This window comes from Bacillus sp. BS1807G30, from assembly GCF_040047675.1.
GTDB lineage: Bacteria > Bacillota > Bacilli > Bacillales > Bacillaceae > Bacillus > Bacillus altitudinis.
This window is the reverse complement of sequence record NZ_CP157353.1, coordinates 1,285,389-1,303,174: the sequence shown is the minus strand read 5'-3', so window position 1 is coordinate 1,303,174 and position 17,786 is coordinate 1,285,389. Positions and strand designations below refer to the sequence as shown.

19 protein-coding genes are annotated in these 17,786 nt (G+C 40.2%); 2 read left to right on the top strand and 17 right to left on the bottom strand.

The annotated features are described in order from the left end of the window. Window positions 1-65 precede the first annotated feature (65 nt). The 12 genes from ABG082_RS06675 to ABG082_RS06620 all read right to left on the bottom strand — a co-directional run bounded on the left by ABG082_RS06675 (window position 66) and on the right by ABG082_RS06620 (window position 13,520). The gene (locus tag ABG082_RS06675) at window positions 66-308 is read right to left on the bottom strand and encodes a transcriptional regulator SplA domain-containing protein (protein ID WP_034646394.1); all 243 of its coding nucleotides are present in this window, start codon (window positions 306-308) and stop codon (window positions 66-68) included. Between the two features lie 98 nt (window positions 309-406). Further along, window positions 407-2,125 (bottom strand): phosphoenolpyruvate--protein phosphotransferase, encoded by a 1,719-nt coding sequence (gene ptsP, locus ABG082_RS06670; protein ID WP_008348058.1) that lies wholly within the window; start codon window positions 2,123-2,125, stop codon window positions 407-409. Further along, complete coding sequence (locus tag ABG082_RS06665) at window positions 2,125-2,391, bottom strand: phosphocarrier protein HPr (protein WP_003211078.1); 267 nt, start codon at window positions 2,389-2,391, stop codon at window positions 2,125-2,127. Before ABG082_RS06665 ends, ptsP begins: the two co-directional genes overlap by 1 nt. 93 nt (window positions 2,392-2,484) lie before the next feature. Then, a complete protein-coding gene (gene ptsG, locus ABG082_RS06660; protein WP_025207251.1) occupies window positions 2,485-4,584 on the bottom strand; it encodes a glucose-specific PTS transporter subunit IIBC in 2,100 nt (699 codons plus the stop codon). Window positions 4,585-4,786: 202 nt separating this feature from the next. Next, the gene (locus ABG082_RS06655) at window positions 4,787-5,641 is read right to left on the bottom strand and encodes a transcription antiterminator (RefSeq protein WP_017359435.1); all 855 of its coding nucleotides are present in this window, start codon (window positions 5,639-5,641) and stop codon (window positions 4,787-4,789) included. Between the two features lie 55 nt (window positions 5,642-5,696). Next, window positions 5,697-6,686: a LacI family DNA-binding transcriptional regulator gene (locus ABG082_RS06650; protein ID WP_039956480.1), complete on the bottom strand. Its 990-nt coding sequence runs from the start codon at window positions 6,684-6,686 to the stop codon at window positions 5,697-5,699. 292 nt (window positions 6,687-6,978) lie between these two features. Then, entirely contained in the window at window positions 6,979-8,073 is a 1,095-nt protein-coding gene (locus tag ABG082_RS06645) for a Xaa-Pro peptidase family protein (protein ID WP_008348072.1), read from the bottom strand. Window positions 8,074-8,177: 104 nt separating this feature from the next. Then, window positions 8,178-10,097 (bottom strand): heavy metal translocating P-type ATPase, encoded by a 1,920-nt coding sequence (locus ABG082_RS06640; RefSeq protein ID WP_007498723.1) that lies wholly within the window; start codon window positions 10,095-10,097, stop codon window positions 8,178-8,180. 295 nt (window positions 10,098-10,392) lie between these two features. Further along, entirely contained in the window at window positions 10,393-10,881 is a 489-nt protein-coding gene (stoA, locus tag ABG082_RS06635) for an endospore biogenesis thiol-disulfide oxidoreductase StoA (RefSeq protein WP_017367131.1), read from the bottom strand. Window positions 10,882-10,935: 54 nt separating this feature from the next. Next, the gene (locus ABG082_RS06630) at window positions 10,936-12,252 is read right to left on the bottom strand and encodes a polysaccharide biosynthesis protein (protein ID WP_317329085.1); all 1,317 of its coding nucleotides are present in this window, start codon (window positions 12,250-12,252) and stop codon (window positions 10,936-10,938) included. A gap of 113 nt (window positions 12,253-12,365) precedes the next feature. After that, window positions 12,366-13,019 carry a cell wall hydrolase gene (locus ABG082_RS06625; RefSeq protein WP_348936696.1) on the bottom strand — a complete coding sequence of 218 codons (654 nt, stop codon included), beginning with the start codon at window positions 13,017-13,019 and terminating at the stop codon, window positions 12,366-12,368. Window positions 13,020-13,325: 306 nt separating this feature from the next. After that, window positions 13,326-13,520 (bottom strand): hypothetical protein, encoded by a 195-nt coding sequence (locus ABG082_RS06620; RefSeq protein ID WP_008348081.1) that lies wholly within the window; start codon window positions 13,518-13,520, stop codon window positions 13,326-13,328. A gap of 167 nt (window positions 13,521-13,687) precedes the next feature. On the opposite strand from ABG082_RS06620, the gene ABG082_RS06615 reads away from it, so the two are divergent. Both ABG082_RS06615 and ABG082_RS06610 read left to right on the top strand, forming a co-directional pair. Continuing rightward, on the top strand, window positions 13,688-13,876 hold the full coding sequence (locus ABG082_RS06615) for a DUF2187 family protein (protein ID WP_003211747.1): 189 nt from the start codon (window positions 13,688-13,690) through the stop codon (window positions 13,874-13,876). A gap of 133 nt (window positions 13,877-14,009) precedes the next feature. Next, window positions 14,010-14,534: a GNAT family N-acetyltransferase gene (locus tag ABG082_RS06610; protein ID WP_035392243.1), complete on the top strand. Its 525-nt coding sequence runs from the start codon at window positions 14,010-14,012 to the stop codon at window positions 14,532-14,534. A 99-nt stretch (window positions 14,535-14,633) separates the two neighbouring features. Here ABG082_RS06610 and ABG082_RS06605 read toward each other — a convergent pair whose 3' ends face one another. The 5 genes from ABG082_RS06605 to queC all read right to left on the bottom strand — a co-directional run bounded on the left by ABG082_RS06605 (window position 14,634) and on the right by queC (window position 17,652). Further along, the gene (locus tag ABG082_RS06605; RefSeq protein ID WP_017367128.1) at window positions 14,634-14,852 is read right to left on the bottom strand and encodes a hypothetical protein; all 219 of its coding nucleotides are present in this window, start codon (window positions 14,850-14,852) and stop codon (window positions 14,634-14,636) included. Window positions 14,853-15,315: 463 nt separating this feature from the next. Further along, entirely contained in the window at window positions 15,316-15,813 is a 498-nt protein-coding gene (gene queF, locus ABG082_RS06600; protein ID WP_003211403.1) for a preQ(1) synthase, read from the bottom strand. A gap of 17 nt (window positions 15,814-15,830) precedes the next feature. Further along, window positions 15,831-16,562: a 7-carboxy-7-deazaguanine synthase QueE gene (gene queE / locus ABG082_RS06595; protein ID WP_008348085.1), complete on the bottom strand. Its 732-nt coding sequence runs from the start codon at window positions 16,560-16,562 to the stop codon at window positions 15,831-15,833. Further along, complete coding sequence (gene queD, locus ABG082_RS06590; protein ID WP_224559797.1) at window positions 16,555-16,995, bottom strand: 6-carboxytetrahydropterin synthase QueD; 441 nt, start codon at window positions 16,993-16,995, stop codon at window positions 16,555-16,557. Before queD ends, queE begins: the two co-directional genes overlap by 8 nt. Then, entirely contained in the window at window positions 16,996-17,652 is a 657-nt protein-coding gene (queC, locus tag ABG082_RS06585) for a 7-cyano-7-deazaguanine synthase QueC (protein WP_025207244.1), read from the bottom strand. Between the last annotated feature and the right edge of the window lie 134 nt (window positions 17,653-17,786).

The window sequence follows — 17,786 nt, the reverse complement described above, 5'->3', positions numbered from 1 at the left end:
ACCTTATAGGTTCATACCGTTACTTTAACCTCTCAGGATGGCTTCTATCCTTTCTAAAATCTCCCTTATTCAAACAGATCTTGATAAAGGGCTTCTGCTTCTTCGTATGTTGGAAATACGGCATCATCAGGGGCTAATGGGTGATATGTTTCAAGTAGAAATAGCGCAAGCTCTTGCTCATTGTAAGGGTGTGAAACGATTTCCGCTTCTTTAATTTGTGCGACATTGGCTGCATGTGGATTTCGATAAATGACATATACTTGATCACCTGGCTTATAGTTAGAGAAAGACAAACTGGTCACCTCCATTTTTTATGTTAGGATGCCCTTCTCTGCAAGCGATATGACTGATTATGATAAAATTCGACAAAAAAACCAGACAGTTTGACCTGTCTGGTTTACATCACCTAGTTATGTTGAAACGTTTTTTTCACGAAATCAACCACTTCTTCAGTTGTGCTCAGTGATAAGATATGCTCTTTAAATGATGCAGCCTCTTCCTTAGAAAGCTTGCTTAACTGCGTTCTTGCTGGAAGAATCGATGTTGCGCTCATTGAAAATTCATCTAATCCTAATCCAAGTAGGAGCGGGATTGCGATTTCATCTCCTGCCATCTCACCGCACATGCCAACCCATTTACCTTCTTTATGCGCTGCTTCAATCACAAGCGTTATGAGGCGTAAAATAGCTGGATTGTATGGCTGGTAAAGATAAGACACTCGTTCGTTCATTCGATCAGCAGCCATTGTGTATTGAATCAAATCATTTGTTCCAATACTGAAGAAATCTACTTCTTTTGCAAATTGATCTGCGATAACAGCTGTTGATGGAATTTCTACCATCATTCCGATTTCAATGGAATCAGATACTTCTGTACCAGCAGCAACCAATGCTTCTTTTTCTTCAAGTAAAATAGCTTTTGCTTCTCTAAATTCTGATAACGTCGCGATCATAGGGAACATGATTTTCAAGTTTCCATATGTACTTGCACGAAGTAACGCGCGTAACTGTGTTCTGAAAATCTCCTGCTCTTCAAGGCAAAGGCGGATCGCTCTATAGCCAAGGAACGGGTTCATTTCTTTTGGAAGCTGCAAGTAAGGAAGTTCTTTATCGCCACCAATATCTAGTGTGCGGACAACCACAGCTTTCCCTTCCATCTTCTCTAAAACGGTTTTATACGCATCGAACTGCTCTTCTTCTGTTGGGAGCTGATCTCTGCCCATGTATAAAAATTCTGTACGGTACAATCCAACTGCTTCGCCGCCATTTTCAAGTACACCTTTCACATCTTCAGGTGTTCCAATATTCGCAGCTAACTCTACGTGAACGCCGTCTTTTGTGACCGTTGGCTGGTCAACAAGTTTCGCCCATTCCGCTTTTTGAGCTAAGTAGTCTTCATGCTTTTTTTGATACGCTTTCACTTCATCTTCAGAAGGCTGAATGATGACGTCTCCGCTAATACCATCAACAATGATCAGATCATTGTTTTTCACCGTTTTTGTTGCTTCTTTTGTCCCAACAACTGCTGGAATTTCCATTGATCTTGCCATAATCGCTGAGTGAGAAGTACGACCACCGATATCTGTCGCAAAACCTTTGACGAATTGTCTGTTCAGCTGAGCTGTATCAGAAGGTGTTAAATCTTCAGCAATGATAATGACTTCTTCAGAAATCATACTTGGGTTTGGAATGTCAACGCCTAGCAAATGACCAGTGACACGTTTTGTAACGTCGCGAATATCCGCTGCACGTTCTTTCATGTATTCATTGTCCATTGCTTCAAACATTGTAACAAACATTGTTGCTGTTTCTTTTAAAGCAAATTCAGCATTTACTTTATCCGATGTGATTTTATCCTTCACTGGGTTGAGCAGCTCTGGATCACTTAACACAAGAAGGTGTGCAGAAAAAATATCCGCTTTATCTTGGCCAAGTTCTTTTAGCGCATGCTCTTTAATTGCTTCAAGTTCTTGCTTTGAAACATGAATTGCTTCTTCAAAGCGTTTCACTTCTGTCTCTGGATCATTGATGTCTTTTTGGTGAACTGTTAAATCTGGTTCTTCTAGACGATATGCTTTTGCAATCGCAACGCCTGCTGAAGCACCGATTCCTTTCAGTTGTTGCATTACTCGCCTAGGCCTTCACTTTTCATTGTGTCTTTTAGTGCAGCAAGTGCATCATTTTCATCAGAACCAGAAGCAGAGATTGTGATTGTAGCACCTTTCGCAATTCCTAGAGACATTACACCCATAATAGATTTCAGGTTCACTGTTTTACCATTATATTCTAAGTTGATATCAGCATCATATTTACTAGCAGTTTGTACAAGAACTGTTGCAGGACGTGCGTGAATTCCAGAATCTGCAGTTACTTTGAATGTTTGTTGAGCCATTTTTATCAATCTCCTTTTTATACATTTCATACATCCACAATATTATATCATACTGCCGAGCTTGTCATCTAACAAGAACGGCAGTTATGAAAATTATTTTGAAATTTTCATGATGTTTTCTTGGCCAGCTTTGATTTCACCGGATTCTTGAAGGTCAATAAATTGTCCTTCACTTAAGTTTGTAAATACAATTGGTGTCATTAAAGATGGTACTTCTGACTTAATTTTATCAATATCAACCTCTAAAAGTTTTTGACCGATTTCTACTTGATCTCCCTCTTGTACAAATGCTTCAAATCCTTCTCCTTTGAGGCTGACTGTATCAATCCCGAAGTGAATCAAGATTTCAAGTCCACCATCAGACTGGAGGCCGATGGCGTGTTTTGTTGGGAACACATTTAAGATTTTTCCTCTTACTGGTGAAACCACTGTTCCCTCTTTTGGCAAGATAGCAAAACCGTCACCCATCATTTTCCCTGAAAATACTTGATCTGGCACATCTGTAATTGGATGCAGCTCCCCTGTAATTGGTGAAGCAAACGTTTCTTCCCCTTGTTCGTTTTGAAGCGGTTTTGCAATGACTTCTTCAACCTGCTGGCTAACTTCTTCTTTTGCAGAAGGGTCTTTCGCTGGTCGAGGTGTGCGCCCTGCAATAATGTCTTGCATTTGTGTTTTTAAATTATCAGAGCGTGGACCAAAGATGGCCTGGATGTTATTCCCTACTTCAAGGACACCTGAAGCGCCAAGCTTTTTCAAGCGGTCTTTATCCACTTTTTTCTGATCATTTACAGTGACACGTAAACGCGTAATACAAGCATCTAGGTGTTTAATGTTTTCTTGGTCACCCATTGCTTCAAGAATTTCATAAGGTAAGTCATCGCCTTTTCCAGATTGAGCGTTGCTTGCACCGTCAGCTGCTTCATCTTCGCGTCCTGGCGTTTTCAGATTAAACTTGCGAATCGCAAATCTGAATCCGAAGTAGTAAATGACAGCTAGTACGAGACCGACTGGAATGACAAGCCACCAAGCGGTTCTATTCGGCAGGATACCAAAAAGGAAGAAGTCGATTAACCCTCCTGAGAAGGTCATCCCGATTTTCACGTTTAGAATATCCATTATCATAAAGGATAATCCAGCAAATACACAGTGAATCGCAAATAATATCGGTGCAACAAACAAGAATGAGAATTCAAGCGGTTCAGTGATCCCTGTTAGGAAAGAAGTAAGGGCCGCTGATCCCATAATTCCTGCTACAAGCTTTTTATTCTTAGGTTTGGCTTCATGGTAAATCGCAAGTGCTGCTGCTGGAAGTCCAAACATCATGAACGGATATTTCCCTGTCATGAATGTCCCGGCTGTCAGCTGAACACCATCTTTGATTTGCGCCATGAAAATACGCTGGTCACCACGGATAATATCTCCTGATAAGCTCTTATAGCTAAAAAATTCATACCAGAATGGTGCGTAGAATATGTGGTGCAGACCAAACGGAATTAATGAGCGTTCAATGACACCGAATACAAAGGCAGCTAGCGGCTCATTCGCTGCAAGCAGTCCTGTTGAAAATGAGTTCAATGCACCTTGGATTGGCGGCCAAATGACGAGCATCAATAGCCCTAAAATAAGTGCTGAAATCGACGTAACGATTGGAACAAAACGCTTACCAGCAAAGAAGCCAAGATATTGCGGGAGCTCAATTTTGTAAAATTTATTAAACATATAAGCCGCTAATACCCCGACAATAATTCCGCCAAAAACGCCGGTAGACAAGGTCGGTATGCCGAGCATATTCACATATGCTGGATGACTTTCCTTAAAGAACTTAGCCAATTTGACTGAATCGGATGGAATAGAACCGTTGGCCATTAATACGGCACTCATCGTCACGTTCATGACAAGGTAACCGATGATCGCGGCAATCCCTGCCACACCGTCTCCATTGGCAAGACCGATGGCAACCCCTACAGCAAATAGGAGTGGAAGATTCGAGAAGACAATATTCCCCGCATTCTCCATAACACTAGCAACAAGCTGAATTGTATCATTGCTTAAAAATTGAGCGACATCAATCAACTGCGGATTTTGCATCGCATTTCCGAGTGCTAGTAAAATACCAGCAGCAGGAAGGATCGCAACTGGAAGCATAAGTGCTCGTCCAATTTTTTGCAACACACCAAAAAGTGATTTAAACACTGGTTGAACCTCCTTTTGTTTTCGCTTACAACATACATTTCAATCACATATTGACGTACATTTCATAATTAACCGTTTACATTTCACTTTCAGAACACAAAAAAGGCATGGTGATATAAGGTTGCGCAAATAACAGGATCTTATCCTGTATTTACCTTAAGTCACTCATGCCTGATCGAATCAGTTACACGTTTCAAGGAAACTATGAAATTTTATTCGTCAATCTGTACAGGTGAAGTGTCAAATAGACAGCTTCGGCATCTTGTACAGGCTTTTTCAATGCATGTTGCAAAATTTTGATCATTTTCCAAGCAGTATTGTAGCATAAAGGATATTCATTTTTCAATAGATGAAGCAACTTTTCTGGCTCCTCTAATGATTCTTCCCGTTTAATACGCTCAATCGAAAACGTAATATGGCGCAGTAAGCGTAAATAATGAATACTTTCTCTATCTACTTTCATATGAAATGCATCTTCTATGACTTGGACCATTTGTGTCATAAGCTGCGAATGACGGTTGACCTCGGATAAAGGCCGGTTCGTTAAAGCAGAGTGAATGTGGAGCGCAATAAACCCAATTTCTCCTTCGGGCAGCTTTGTTTCAACATCTGGCCGCGCATTTATCAGTTCCACGACTTCCTTTGCGACCTCGTATTCTTTCGGGTATAAGGATTTCGTTTCAAGCATAAAAGGATTGGTGATATCATAGCCTTGCTTAACTCGCTTAAAACTAAAGGCAATATGATCTGTCAGAGCAATGTGAATATGCTCATTTAAGCGATGCCCCATTTTTTCTCGTATATGATAAATGACGTCATTGGCAAGCTCAATCATGTCCTCATTAATGTGGTGCAGCAATTGTTTGTATTCTGTTTGCTCTTTTGTGTTCTTTAACACAAACATTTTCTCAAATGCCGCTTGATCGAGAACGTCACCCGATTTTTTCCCAAAGCCGATCCCTTTATCAATCAGGACCACTTCGCCTAAAGAAGGGTGTTTTGCGATGATGACATTATTATTTAACGCTTTATCAACGGTGAAGGATTCCATGAACATCCCCACCTCCTTCTTATTCAATCCTTCTTATCGTACAAAACAGATGAAACGTGCGTCAACGATTGTTTTTTAAAATAGTCGTTGTGCGCTCAACGAGTCGATATGACAGCACCCTTTTTTCTGGTGCCTCTCCTTGTAACGCTCGATTGAACAAATCAAATGCTTCCTGCCCCATTTGTTTGAGAGGAATGTCTATACTAGAAATCCCCAATGCTTCACTCAATTGATCGTTTTGAAAGCCAAGTATGGCTGGTGATTCTCCAACGTTTATTTGGTGACGCTGTGCTTCTAGTAAAAAACCTGCTGATACATCATCGTTTGTAATCAGTAAGGCTGTCGGACGATTTTTCATCTCTTTCCATTCTGTAAATAATTGCTTGCCATCAAAAATGGTCAGTTTTCCTTCAATGATCCATTCCTCATCAATGTCCTGCCCAAGCGACCGCATCATTTCTTGATAAGTCTGAATGCGAACTTGGCTATTCTCCCCTTCTGTTCTAGCAAGAACGATTGCGATTCGCTCATGACCGCATGCCGCTAAGTGTTCAAGCCCTTCCTTAAAAGCCTGATCATGCGCAATCGATACCGATGAACATGTATCATGCGGAGTAGGATGACAAAAAATAATAGGACCAGATTCCTGCCACTTTAAAATGTCTCGATCACTTAACGCATTTGAGCAAAAGATTAAACCATCCACACGCTGCTCTTTTAAGCTCATTAATGCTTCTTTTTCCTTTAATGGGTCATATCCTGTTTGAAACAAGGCAAAATGCATTCCGCGCTCCTGTGCTTTCTCTGCAATCCCTGTGACAATTCCGCTGAAATAGGAGTGATCAATTGTCGGAAGCACAATTCCAAGCATATTGGAATAGCCCTTTGCTAAATGCACTGCCTGAATATTCCGTGTATATTTGAGCTCTTTCATCGCACTAAGTACGCGCTCTCGCTTTTCTTCTTTGACATAAGGATGATCATTCATCACTCGTGATACGGTGGTAACAGATACGCCCGCTCTTTTCGCAATATCCCTTATGTTAGGCATTTTTTCTCCTACTTTCTCTTGATATGGTAAGCGTTTCATACTTTAAGATGTATGTGAGCTGAACAAATCACTGGGTGGAAAGGGGAATTCAAGATGGGTATTATCATATGGATCATATTATGTTTGACTATTTTGTTTTCTGCTCGATTCGCACTACATCCTTTAGGAAAAGAACATAAAATCAAGCCGTTTCAATCAATTGATGATTTTTTTGTTGATAAGGATCGCAAAGAGTGACAAAAAAATCACGATGACGCTCCCAATACTTGGACGTTCATCGTGATTTTTTTCATTACTTGATGATCGTCAACTCTTTTGGATAATTGGTTAAGGTGACTGGGCCATCTTTTGTAATGAGAACATCGTCTTCAATTCTAACCCCGCCGACTCCTGGTACATAAATACCCGGCTCGATTGTATAGACCATCCCTTCTTTTAGAAGGTCATCATTTGCTTGACTCATAGAAGGGAACTCATGAACAGAAACCCCGAGTCCATGCCCTAGACGGTGAGGGAAGTATTCGCCATATCCTGCTTCTGCGATCAGCCCTCTTGCTTTTAAGTCAAGGTCACCAATTCTCACACCCGGCTGGCTCATATCAAGTGCTGCCAATTCGGCTTTCAAGACGGTGTTGTAAATATCCTTTTGTTGTTCAGACGCTTCTTGATAGATGAAGGTTCTTGTAATATCTGAACAGTAGCCATCCACAATCACGCCAAGGTCAAATAAAACAAAATCACCTTTTTTCAAGGCTGCCTGTCCCGGATTTCCATGAGGTTCTCCTGATTTTTCTCCGAATAGTACCATGGTTGAAAAGGACATGCCCTGAATGCCTTTTTTCTTCAGTTCATATTCGATGACAGCAAGAACTTCGGTTTCCGTCACCCCTTCTTTTAGGGCATGAACCCCAATTTTGACGCCTTCGTCTGCCAATTGAGCAGCTTTTTTCAATGTTTCAATTTCAGCTTCGTCTTTAATTAGTCTTAGCTGATTGAGCACATCTTCTGCCCGGACGAATGTTTCTGCCCCAGTGATAGCTTGAAGCTGCTCTGCTCTTTGCAAAGGAATGGATTCTTTTTCAATCGCTAGGCGAGTCGCTTTTACTCCTCGTTTTTCTAGTGCCTTTTGTATGAAATCAAAGGGGTTTTCATGGTCTTCATATCCAATGAGATCTCCAGCCCATCCCGCATTTTTTGCTTGCTCAACTTCCATCTTAGGCAAAATGAAAAATGGATCTGCTTCCTGAAAAACAAACAGCCCCATCACTCTTTCATGCGGCTCTGTGAAGTATCCAGATAGATAGAATACATTCTCCTTTGTATGTATAAATGCACCTTGAATGTCTTTTTTCTTAAGCCAAGAAGACAAGTTTTTCATTCGATTCATCGTGATCCTCCTCACACGTTTGACTACTGATCTATTGTATCAGTTTTCACTGTATTTCGCACAAAAGCGCACTGACCTAAAGCCAGTGCGCTTTTGTGATTTGCTTAAGAAGCACGAAGCAAACGAAGTCCGTTTAAAATAACCAAAATCGTACTGCCTTCATGCCCAATGACACCAAAAGGTAAATCAAGAACTTGTAAGAAATTCGCACAGATTAACAAACAAATAACAGTTAATGAAAAGATGATGTTTTGTTTAATGATTCGGTTCATCTTTCTTGAAAGACGGATCATCTTTGTCAAGTTGTTTAAGTTATTTTTCATTAAAATGAGATCTGCTGTTTCTAAAGCAACATCTGTGCCTCCGCCCATTGCGACGCCAACATCTGCTGTGGCGAGTGCAGGTGCATCATTGATTCCATCTCCGACCATAATGATCGAATCACCTTGTTTTTTCAGTTGATTGACTTCGTGTACCTTTTCATCTGGAAGACATTCAGCGACAACGGTTTGGATGCCTGCTTCCTCTGCAATCGCTTCAGCTGTTTTTTGCTGATCCCCTGTGAGCATGACGGTTTGGATGCCTAAATCATTCAGCTCCTGAATCATTTTTTTGGCTTCAGGTCTGATTTGATCCTTCAAACCGAGACAGCCGACAACTTCTTGATTTTTTTGAACATAGACAACTGTATATCCTTTGGATGAAAGAACATCACCATTCTCTTCAATGTCACGATCCATTGAAGCTTTTCCGGCAAAATCTTTCTTCCCAATCCGCCATGTGTCCTCATTTAATTGTGCTTCCACACCAAAACCTGATGTTTCTTCAATGGTTACGTGGGCTGCCCGCTCTGTATGATGCTCTTTTGCCATATCAGAAATGGCTTTAGCTAATGGATGGTTTGACTGACTTTCAATTTGATAGAGCGCTTGATAAAAGGTCGATTCATCCTGCCCTTTTGCCAAGACCACTTTTTCAACAGCTGGTTTCCCACTTGTAATTGTACCCGTTTTATCAAATGCAATCATCGTACTTGTGCCCAGTTTTTCTAAAAAGACACTTCCTTTTACAAGCATACCGTTTCTTGCACCGTTTGAGATGAGTGAAAGAGCTGCTGGCATAATTGAGGCAACAAGTGCACAAGGCGAGGCAACCACCATAAACACCATCGCACGATAAAACGTTTCACTCATGCTCCAGCCAAGTACAAAATGAGGCAGGAACATTAAAATCGCCACAGTGATGAGCACACCTTTTACATATGCACCTTCAAATTTTTCAATAAATGCTTGGCTTGGCGATACACTTTCTTGTGCAGATTCCACAAGCTTAATGATTTTATGAAAAAGTGTTTCTTCATTATGTTTTGTTACTTCTACTGTTAATGAACCATTTAAATTCACTGTTCCTGCAAACACATCTTCCCCTTGCCCTTTTTCCTGAGGCACCGATTCACCCGTTAAGGCAGATTCGTCTACACTTGTTCTTCCGCTCATGATCACACCATCTGCTGCAATTCGTTCGCCCGCTTTGATTAAAATACGATCGCCTGGCGTAAGTGAAGAAGCAGCGATTTGGATGGTGGTGCCATCTTCTTCAATTAAAGTGGCTTCATCTGGAGCGATACTCATTAAGGCCGTTAAGTCTTTTTTACTTTTATTTGACGTATACGTTTCTAGCGCACCGCTGAGCGAAAAAATAAAAATTAAAATGGCGCCCTCTGCCCAGTAGCCAATGATCGCTGAGCCTATCGCAGCAAATATCATTAAAAGTTCTACATTTAATGTCTTGGATGAAATGGTTTCTTCAATTCCTTCCTTTGCCTTTGCAAAACCACCAATAACAAAAGCAAGAATAAAAAGAGGAATACTCCACATCGTTTCATCCTTTAGAAACCATCCAATCAAGATGAGAATCCCCGAAATGCCTGCTGCGATTAATTCTCCGTGCTGTGCCCATTTATGAAAGAGCGAGTTAGATCCCTTTTGATCTGTCGTTTGATAAAGTGCTGTATTCTCATTCATGATTACTTTCTCCTCTCTAATTGATAATGATTTTCACATTATCAATCGTTGCCCGTTCCGTTTACCATCTATATTTTCTGCTATTTCAAGCTTTTTATAGGTCTGTAACTCATTATAACAGGTTCTGATCAATTTTCAATTAATAATTATTATAATTTCTTTTTGATAATAATTATCATTATTAGCACCCGACATTTCTTCCTCTTTCTGAGCACATTTTATTCATCTGAAAGGTAATTGAACACAAAAAAGAACCAACGGATCGACCATTGGTTCTTTACAGAAAGCTTGTGTTCTAAGAATTAGTCCACTCTTTGATTTGTTTTTTCGTCAGCGGACCTACATGGTTTTTGACCACTTCACCCTTTTCATTGATGAAAAAAGTCGTCGGGATCGTCATGATTTGGTATTTCTTCATCATTTCGCCGTGCTCATCGAGAACGATCGGAAATGTAAACTTTCTGTCTTTCACAAATTGGGCAACAGCATGCTTGCTTTGCTCAGCACCAAGTAAATTAACAGTCAGTATGTCTACATCACTTTGATTTTCTTTCACAATCTGTTCAAAGGCTGGAAGCTCCATTTTGCAGGATGGGCACCACGTTGTCCAAAAATGCAGAATGGTCCGCTTCCCTTTCACCGGGATCACCTGCGTTTCACCTGTTAATGTAGGAGCTTCTATCCTCGGCGCCATGACAGGCTCTTTTGCTTCAGCCTCTATGTTCATCAGAAATAAAAGAAGGGTCATCATGAGAAGACTGGCGGGTAGATATTTACGATTCATCAGCATCTTCCTTCCTGATTTTCCTATAGCTTGCCCGCTAGCTGCACATGACATTCAAGCTTTTTTCAATGTAAGAAACATGGAGACGCCGAGTTCCTTGCAAATCGTCGCATAATGCAAAGCCGTTAATAGCAGCATCCCCGTGTTCATTCCTAAGATAACGCCCATCATATTTAAGGATTCGATGGATCCTAGGAAATACACCATAGAGAACGACACCACGTGCACCCATATATTATGTAGGAACACATCTTTAATAAGACCCATACCAATTAAGCACGCTTGAAACGGCATCACGAACAGGTGGCATAAGAAGTAAGGCCATAGCAGCTGTAAATAGACGGCTGCTTGAGGTGAGTCAAAAAAGAGCTGCGTGAGCGGATAAGCGAAATAATACATGATCATCACGGCTGGCACCCCATATCCAAACGTAATGAGAATCGCTTGTCTGACACGTTTTTTCACGAGATCATACTGCCCCAAGGCATAGGCTTCTGATACATTCGGAATCATCACAATCATAATGGAATGAGCGATAAACGCCGGAAAAAAACCGATCGACATCGCTACGCCAGCAAGCATTCCGTAATGATCAACAGCAAGCGTACCAGAAATGCCCGCTGCAACGAGGGCTCCTTTGATTAAAAACGGTTCAATCGCATTGGCAATGGCATGAAAGATACGCATACCTGTTGTCGGAATGGAGACTGCTAACAAACGTTTTCTGACGTCAATTCCTCTTAACTCAACCGCTCTGACATTCACAGCATTTTTCGCCATGACGTATTGGGAATATAAATAGATAAAGACGACGAGATCACTTGCAACAATCACACCAATCGCGATAAGCACCGCTGTTTCAATATCAAACGAATACCAATGAAAAAACAAAAACAAACAGATAAGCTGGATCGTTTTTTTCAGCATATTGGCTAGAGCAATTCTGCCCATTTGCTGCTTGCCCATAAAATAGCCGCGTGCAATGGAAGTAAAAGCGATGATTGGAATGAGTGACAGAACCAGGCCCTTCATCAGCGGATGATACGATTGAAATACAGGAATGAAAGGCAGTACAATGGCTGCTATTGCCGTTGTTGTGCATGTCACCACAAGCGTCATTTTAAATGCATGGCGAAGCATACTTTTATGAAGCCGCTCATGCGATTCTGCAATGAATTTAGAAATGGAGACTGGCAGCTCTAAGCTGGCGATCACAAGCACAAGCATGATGATGGGAAGGATGCTCATATATAAACCCATTCCATGTTCTCCAAGCTCTCTCGCTAAAATCATATTGACTAAAAACTCGATACACTCAGCAATGAAAGCTGCGACAGATAGCAGAATGACCCCTTTTACAAATCGATTCATGTAGCCTCCCCTTGTCTAAAAGCAAATTCTTTTCACATTCTATGAGACAAGTCCTGAAAATATTTTAATAATTGAAGACAAAAAAACAGCGACTGATTGATCGCTGCTTTTCTTTACACTGCAAACACATGACGGCCAATGCGTTCTACAATTTTACGAGAACGAATCCAGTTATCTGTCGCCGTTTTTGGATTATAAAAATAAATCGCCTTTGTTGTTCTGTCATCTTCTTTGACAACCTGCTTCACTGCTTTTACGGAATCCTGGTCTGCCTTATCATTGATACTTCCATTTGATACTGGCTGGAAGGCATTTCGCTGATAAATCACGCCTCTGACACTGTCAGGAAAAGAGCGGTGTTCCACGCGGTTTAAGACGACGCTTGCTACAGCTTTTTTCCCGGCGTAAGATTCACCTTTTGCTTCGGCATGTACCAACCGAGAAAGCAAGTCCATTTCTTCATTAGAATAGTGTGATTGATTTCTTGAGCTTGCTGGCTTTGCCGTTTCCTTTTTCTTCGGCTTCGGTTTTGATGCCTTCTCCTCTGCTGACGTGCTTAGCATTTTCACTTTCGGCTGATGTTTCTCCTCTGAAAACGCTGGGATCACAGTATGCTTTTCATCTTGATCTATATATGAAAGCTGATGCTTTACAGGTGCTTGTTCAAGTTTCTGACTTAATGTGCCTTCTTGCTCTTGTATATTGTCCATCTTGATCGCTGAGATGAGCATAAGGATGGCAAAAAGAGCTGTATGAATTTTGATCATTCGCCTCATTCCTCCTTTAATCAATGTAGGCTGTAAGATACTTGTCCACTCTAACAAGAGCTTCTTCTATTTTCACGCACAAAGATTTTCATGCCTGTCCAAATTCCGTCATTAAATGGCATGTCCTAGTTGAAATACGCATGAACTGGTAATGTAAGCGTTTAATATAGTCTCTTTTTAGCCTATAATCATCCTTATGCTCCTGATTATGGGTTATTACATTTTCTTTTCATATGTATCAAGCTGGTTTGAAGTGTGACAAAAGAACCAAAATAAAAAGCTTTTTCTCATGAATGAGAAAAAGCTTTAGCTTCTTGCTTCTTTAAGATATTCAAAAATAACATCTCCACCATGCTTGGCGATTCCGCGAAAATGTTTAAAATCATCTTGATTGACCAATACAGAACGAAATGTTAAAAAATCATCCTTTTGAATGGTCACTTGTTTTTCAGTACCATTCCGTAATGATTCTAGTATTGTGTTGATGTGTTCTTCAGTCAAAAAAATCGCTCCTTTTCAGCCTTGATCAAATATTAAATATACCATTCGTTTTCAAAGCGTACAACGAAAACGAAAGAAAAACGTCTTTATCCTTTACATTGGTATGAAAATATTGCAAAATACTTTTTAATAGGGAATGAAATCTGTTTTTAAAGGAGAGGGATCGGTTGAAGATTGCAAAAATTGGGAATGTGATCGAATTTAGAAATGGTTTAACAGGTGTAGTTGAAAAAGTGAATGAAAACTCTGTTATTGTGGATGTCACCATTATGGACAACTATAGAGATTTAGAACTGGATTCACTAACAGTCGTTAATCATAAAAACTATAAAATCATCAAAGACTCCGTACATTAATTTGCAATCCTCAATTCAGCCTACCGTTACATAAGGATATACGAAGCAGAGCTGATCACAATACCTTACTTTTTATGTTTTATGTAAAAAAAGTGATCTGATGCAATATTAGCTCTAGATAGGAGAAACTAATATGCAACATTCAAATGATATCATTGTACGTTTTGGAAAAATAGAAGATGCTGAAACTACTTTAGAAATTCAAAAATCAGTGATTGCTGAGTCAGATTATTTACTGACAACGCCGGAAGAATACAAAAAAACCTTGTTAGAACACAAGGAATGGATACAGAAAAGAATAGAAAACGAAAATGAGACGTACATAGTTGCCCAAACTGGCGATCAAGTCATTGGATGGATAGCCTTTGAACAATCATCAAATAGAAAAAGAACTTCTCACGTTGGTTCTTTCGGCTTGATGGTTGATAAGAGCTATAGAGGTTTAGGCATAGGGGAAATGTTACTAACAGCATTATTAAATTGGGCAGAAAAGAACCCTTCAATTGAAAAGGTTAGTTTAGCCGTTTTCTCCACAAACCAAAAAGCTATTTCTTTGTATAAAAAGATGGGCTTTTTAGAAGAAGGGCGTAAAATCAATGAATTTAAAATAAATGATCATGAATACTGGGATGATGTATTAATGTATAAGCTCGTTTAATACGATGAAAAAGAATTGCAGAAATAAAGACATAATAAATTGAATCATCAATTTATTATGTCTTTTTCTTATTTTCTCTTACATCATTTGATGAAGGCGTCAGTCTTTTTGCGCGTGAAAGGTTTGCATTTCCGCTTTTGTTTTGTACATGTCAACTTCTTCAGGTGTTATCACGCCTTTATCAATTAAAAGGGCGATCACTCCAAGTAATGTGGAGGCACTCCATTTATATCGTTCTTTGTTTTGATGTTCAAGCATCTGAAGCTCTTCCCTCAATTCCATCAGCAGCTTCTCTGTTTTGTCTTCTTTGTTTGCCAACACAAACGCCTCCATTTCCATTCGCTCGTTTCAATTTTATCTTAAAGTAAATATATCAAGAATAAAAGCATGATACACCTTTACAAACATACGTTCTGTCGTGTATACTATACATACGAGCTGGTAGCCCCCAGCCGTCCTAGCAAGTTCTATTCCTATTGGTATGAGAAGAGTGACATGACTCTTCTCTTTTTTTATGCGCCATCATGATCTATTCCATAAAAAAAGACATGTCATCCGCATGTCTTTCAGCATGTAGTCAAACCCTCGCATTCGGTGTCAGTCCTGCGTGCCGGTGCTCACGAATGTCAAATTCGCTCCGCGCCGGTACTCGTCCTTCCTATAATTCAAAGGTTTTCTATCACGCTGAGCTGAAAAAAAGACAAAGGGCTAAAATCAAGTTCATTTTAGCCCTTTGTCAACAATCTAAAAGACATGTCATCCGCATGTCTTTTCTTATTAATTAGCGATTATCAATCGTTTCTGGATACATATCGTGATTCATCATACGATACGATGCCATCTCTTCATACTTTGTCCCAGGTTTTCCGTAGTTCGTATACGGATCAATTGAAATACCGCCTCTTGGTGTAAATTTGCCCCATACTTCGATATATCTTGGGTCCATTAATTCAATGAGATCGTTCATGATAATATTCATACAATCCTCATGGAAGTCACCGTGGTTACGGAAGCTGAACAAATATAATTTTAATGATTTGCTTTCGACCATGATTTCATTTGGGATGTAGCTGATATACACGGTCGCAAAATCTGGCTGCCCTGTTTGCGGACAAAGTGATGTGAATTCTGGGCAGTTGAATTTCACAAAATAATCTCTATTCGTATGTTTATTCGGGAACGTTTCAAGCACTTGTGGTGCATAGTCAAACAAGTAATTGGTCCCCTGGTTTCCTAGTAAAGTGACACCTTCTAATTCTTCTGGTTTTCTTGTCGTCATTTTGTCTCTCTTCCTTTCTATACGCCTCGTTTATTTCCCCACAATAGCGTGTGCAGTTGTGGTAAGACTCTCACACGATTCAAATCAGGGTCTTGCGCTACTTGATCTACAAGCATTTCGTATTTTTTTAATAAGTGCGTCAATAGGTACGCATCATCAGCTGTTGTTGTATCATCATTTCCCACCTGCAAATAAAAAGGAAGTTCTGGGTATTTCGCATGGACATCCTTTGCATAGGCTAGATCAAGATCATCAAAGATGACGACCTTCAGGCTTGCATGATGCAATCTGTTTCCATTTTTCAATTCATCTATGATACGCGTTAGTTTCGTAAAATCTGTTTTCATATTTGAACTTGGTGGTTTTGGAGAAATGGTTAAATCATCTATCTTCAAAAACCAATCTTGATACATCGTACCCTGCGTTTCAAGCGCCGTATCAATTCCTTCTTCATGCAATAAATCAATAAGTGATTCCATTTGTTTCAAAAGCGCAGGATTCCCACCTGAAATGGTGACATGAGAAAATGCCTTTCCACCTATTCTCTTCAGCTCTTTTACAATGTCCTCTGCCTGAAGCCACTGAATATCATGCTTAGCTGATCCATCCCATGTAAAAGATGAATCACACCAGCTGCAAGAGTAGTCACAGCCAGCCGTTCTGACAAACATGGTTTTTTGTCCAATGACCATTCCTTCTCCTTGAATGGTTGGACCAAAGATTTCTAACACAGGAATCGCTTTAGTCATTGAGCTCAACTCGTTTCGGACGATAAATGCAGTAGCTTGTTGGTGTCTCTCTGACAAAAACTTGAACACATACTGGTTTGTTCGCTAAAGTCGTTAAATATGCGGCCACTTTATCATACACAGTCTTTGCGACAACCTCAGTGGTTGGCATCGCATATGGATCATTCGATGAGAATTCTTCATGGTCATTGAGCAGTGTATGGTCGTACTGTCCATGAATGAGTTTTTTTAGCGTGCTGAAATTCACAAGGAAACCTGACTCATCTAAATGATCTCCTGCAATCGTAATATTGATCGTATACGTATGACCATGTACACGGCTGCAGGCGCCAGCATCTTCTCTCGGGATAAAGTGTGCTGCCGATAGATGCATATCTTTATTTAATTCAAACGAAAATGGATGATCCGTTTGTGGATAAATTTGAGAAAGCATTTAGTTTGCCTCCTTCATTTTCATATACGTGTCATAGCCATTTTTCCGAAGCTTACATGCAGGACATTCCCCGCAGCCATCAGAAATGATGCCATTATAGCAAGTGAGCGTTTCATTTTTCACAAAATCTAGCGCATTCAGTTCATCAGCCAGCTTCCACGTTTCAGCTTTATTCAGCCACATGAGCGGCGTATGGATGACAAATGGTTTTTCCATTGCCAAATTCACCGTGACGTTACAAGATTTCACAAACTCATCTCGGCAATCTGGGTAGCCGCTAAAGTCTGTCTCGCACACACCCGTGATAATATGACGTGCTCCGATTTGATACGCAAGAATGGATGCAAAGGATAAGAAAACTAAGTTTCTCCCGGGAACAAATGTGGAAGGCAGTTCTCCTTCTTTTTCTTCAATATCAATGTCATCTCTTGTTAAGGCATTTGGTGCAAGCTGATTTAAAAGAGACATATCTAATAGATGATTTTTCACACCTAGCTTGTCAGCAATTCTTTTGGCGACATCAATTTCTTCTTGATGACGCTGATTATAATGAAAGGTTACCGTTTCAACCTCTTTAAATTGTTGAAGTGCCCATAGCAAACATGTCGTACTGTCCTGTCCCCCGCTAAAGACAACGACCGCTTTTTCATTTTTCATTTTTCCTTTTCCTCCTTTTGCAGACCCGTACCACCGCACAAAGCTGCATCTAAAAGGTTCATGAAAACCCCTATTTTTCTCAAAAGAAAAGACACCTTTACATGTGTATGAGGTGTCCCAGCCATAAAAAATAA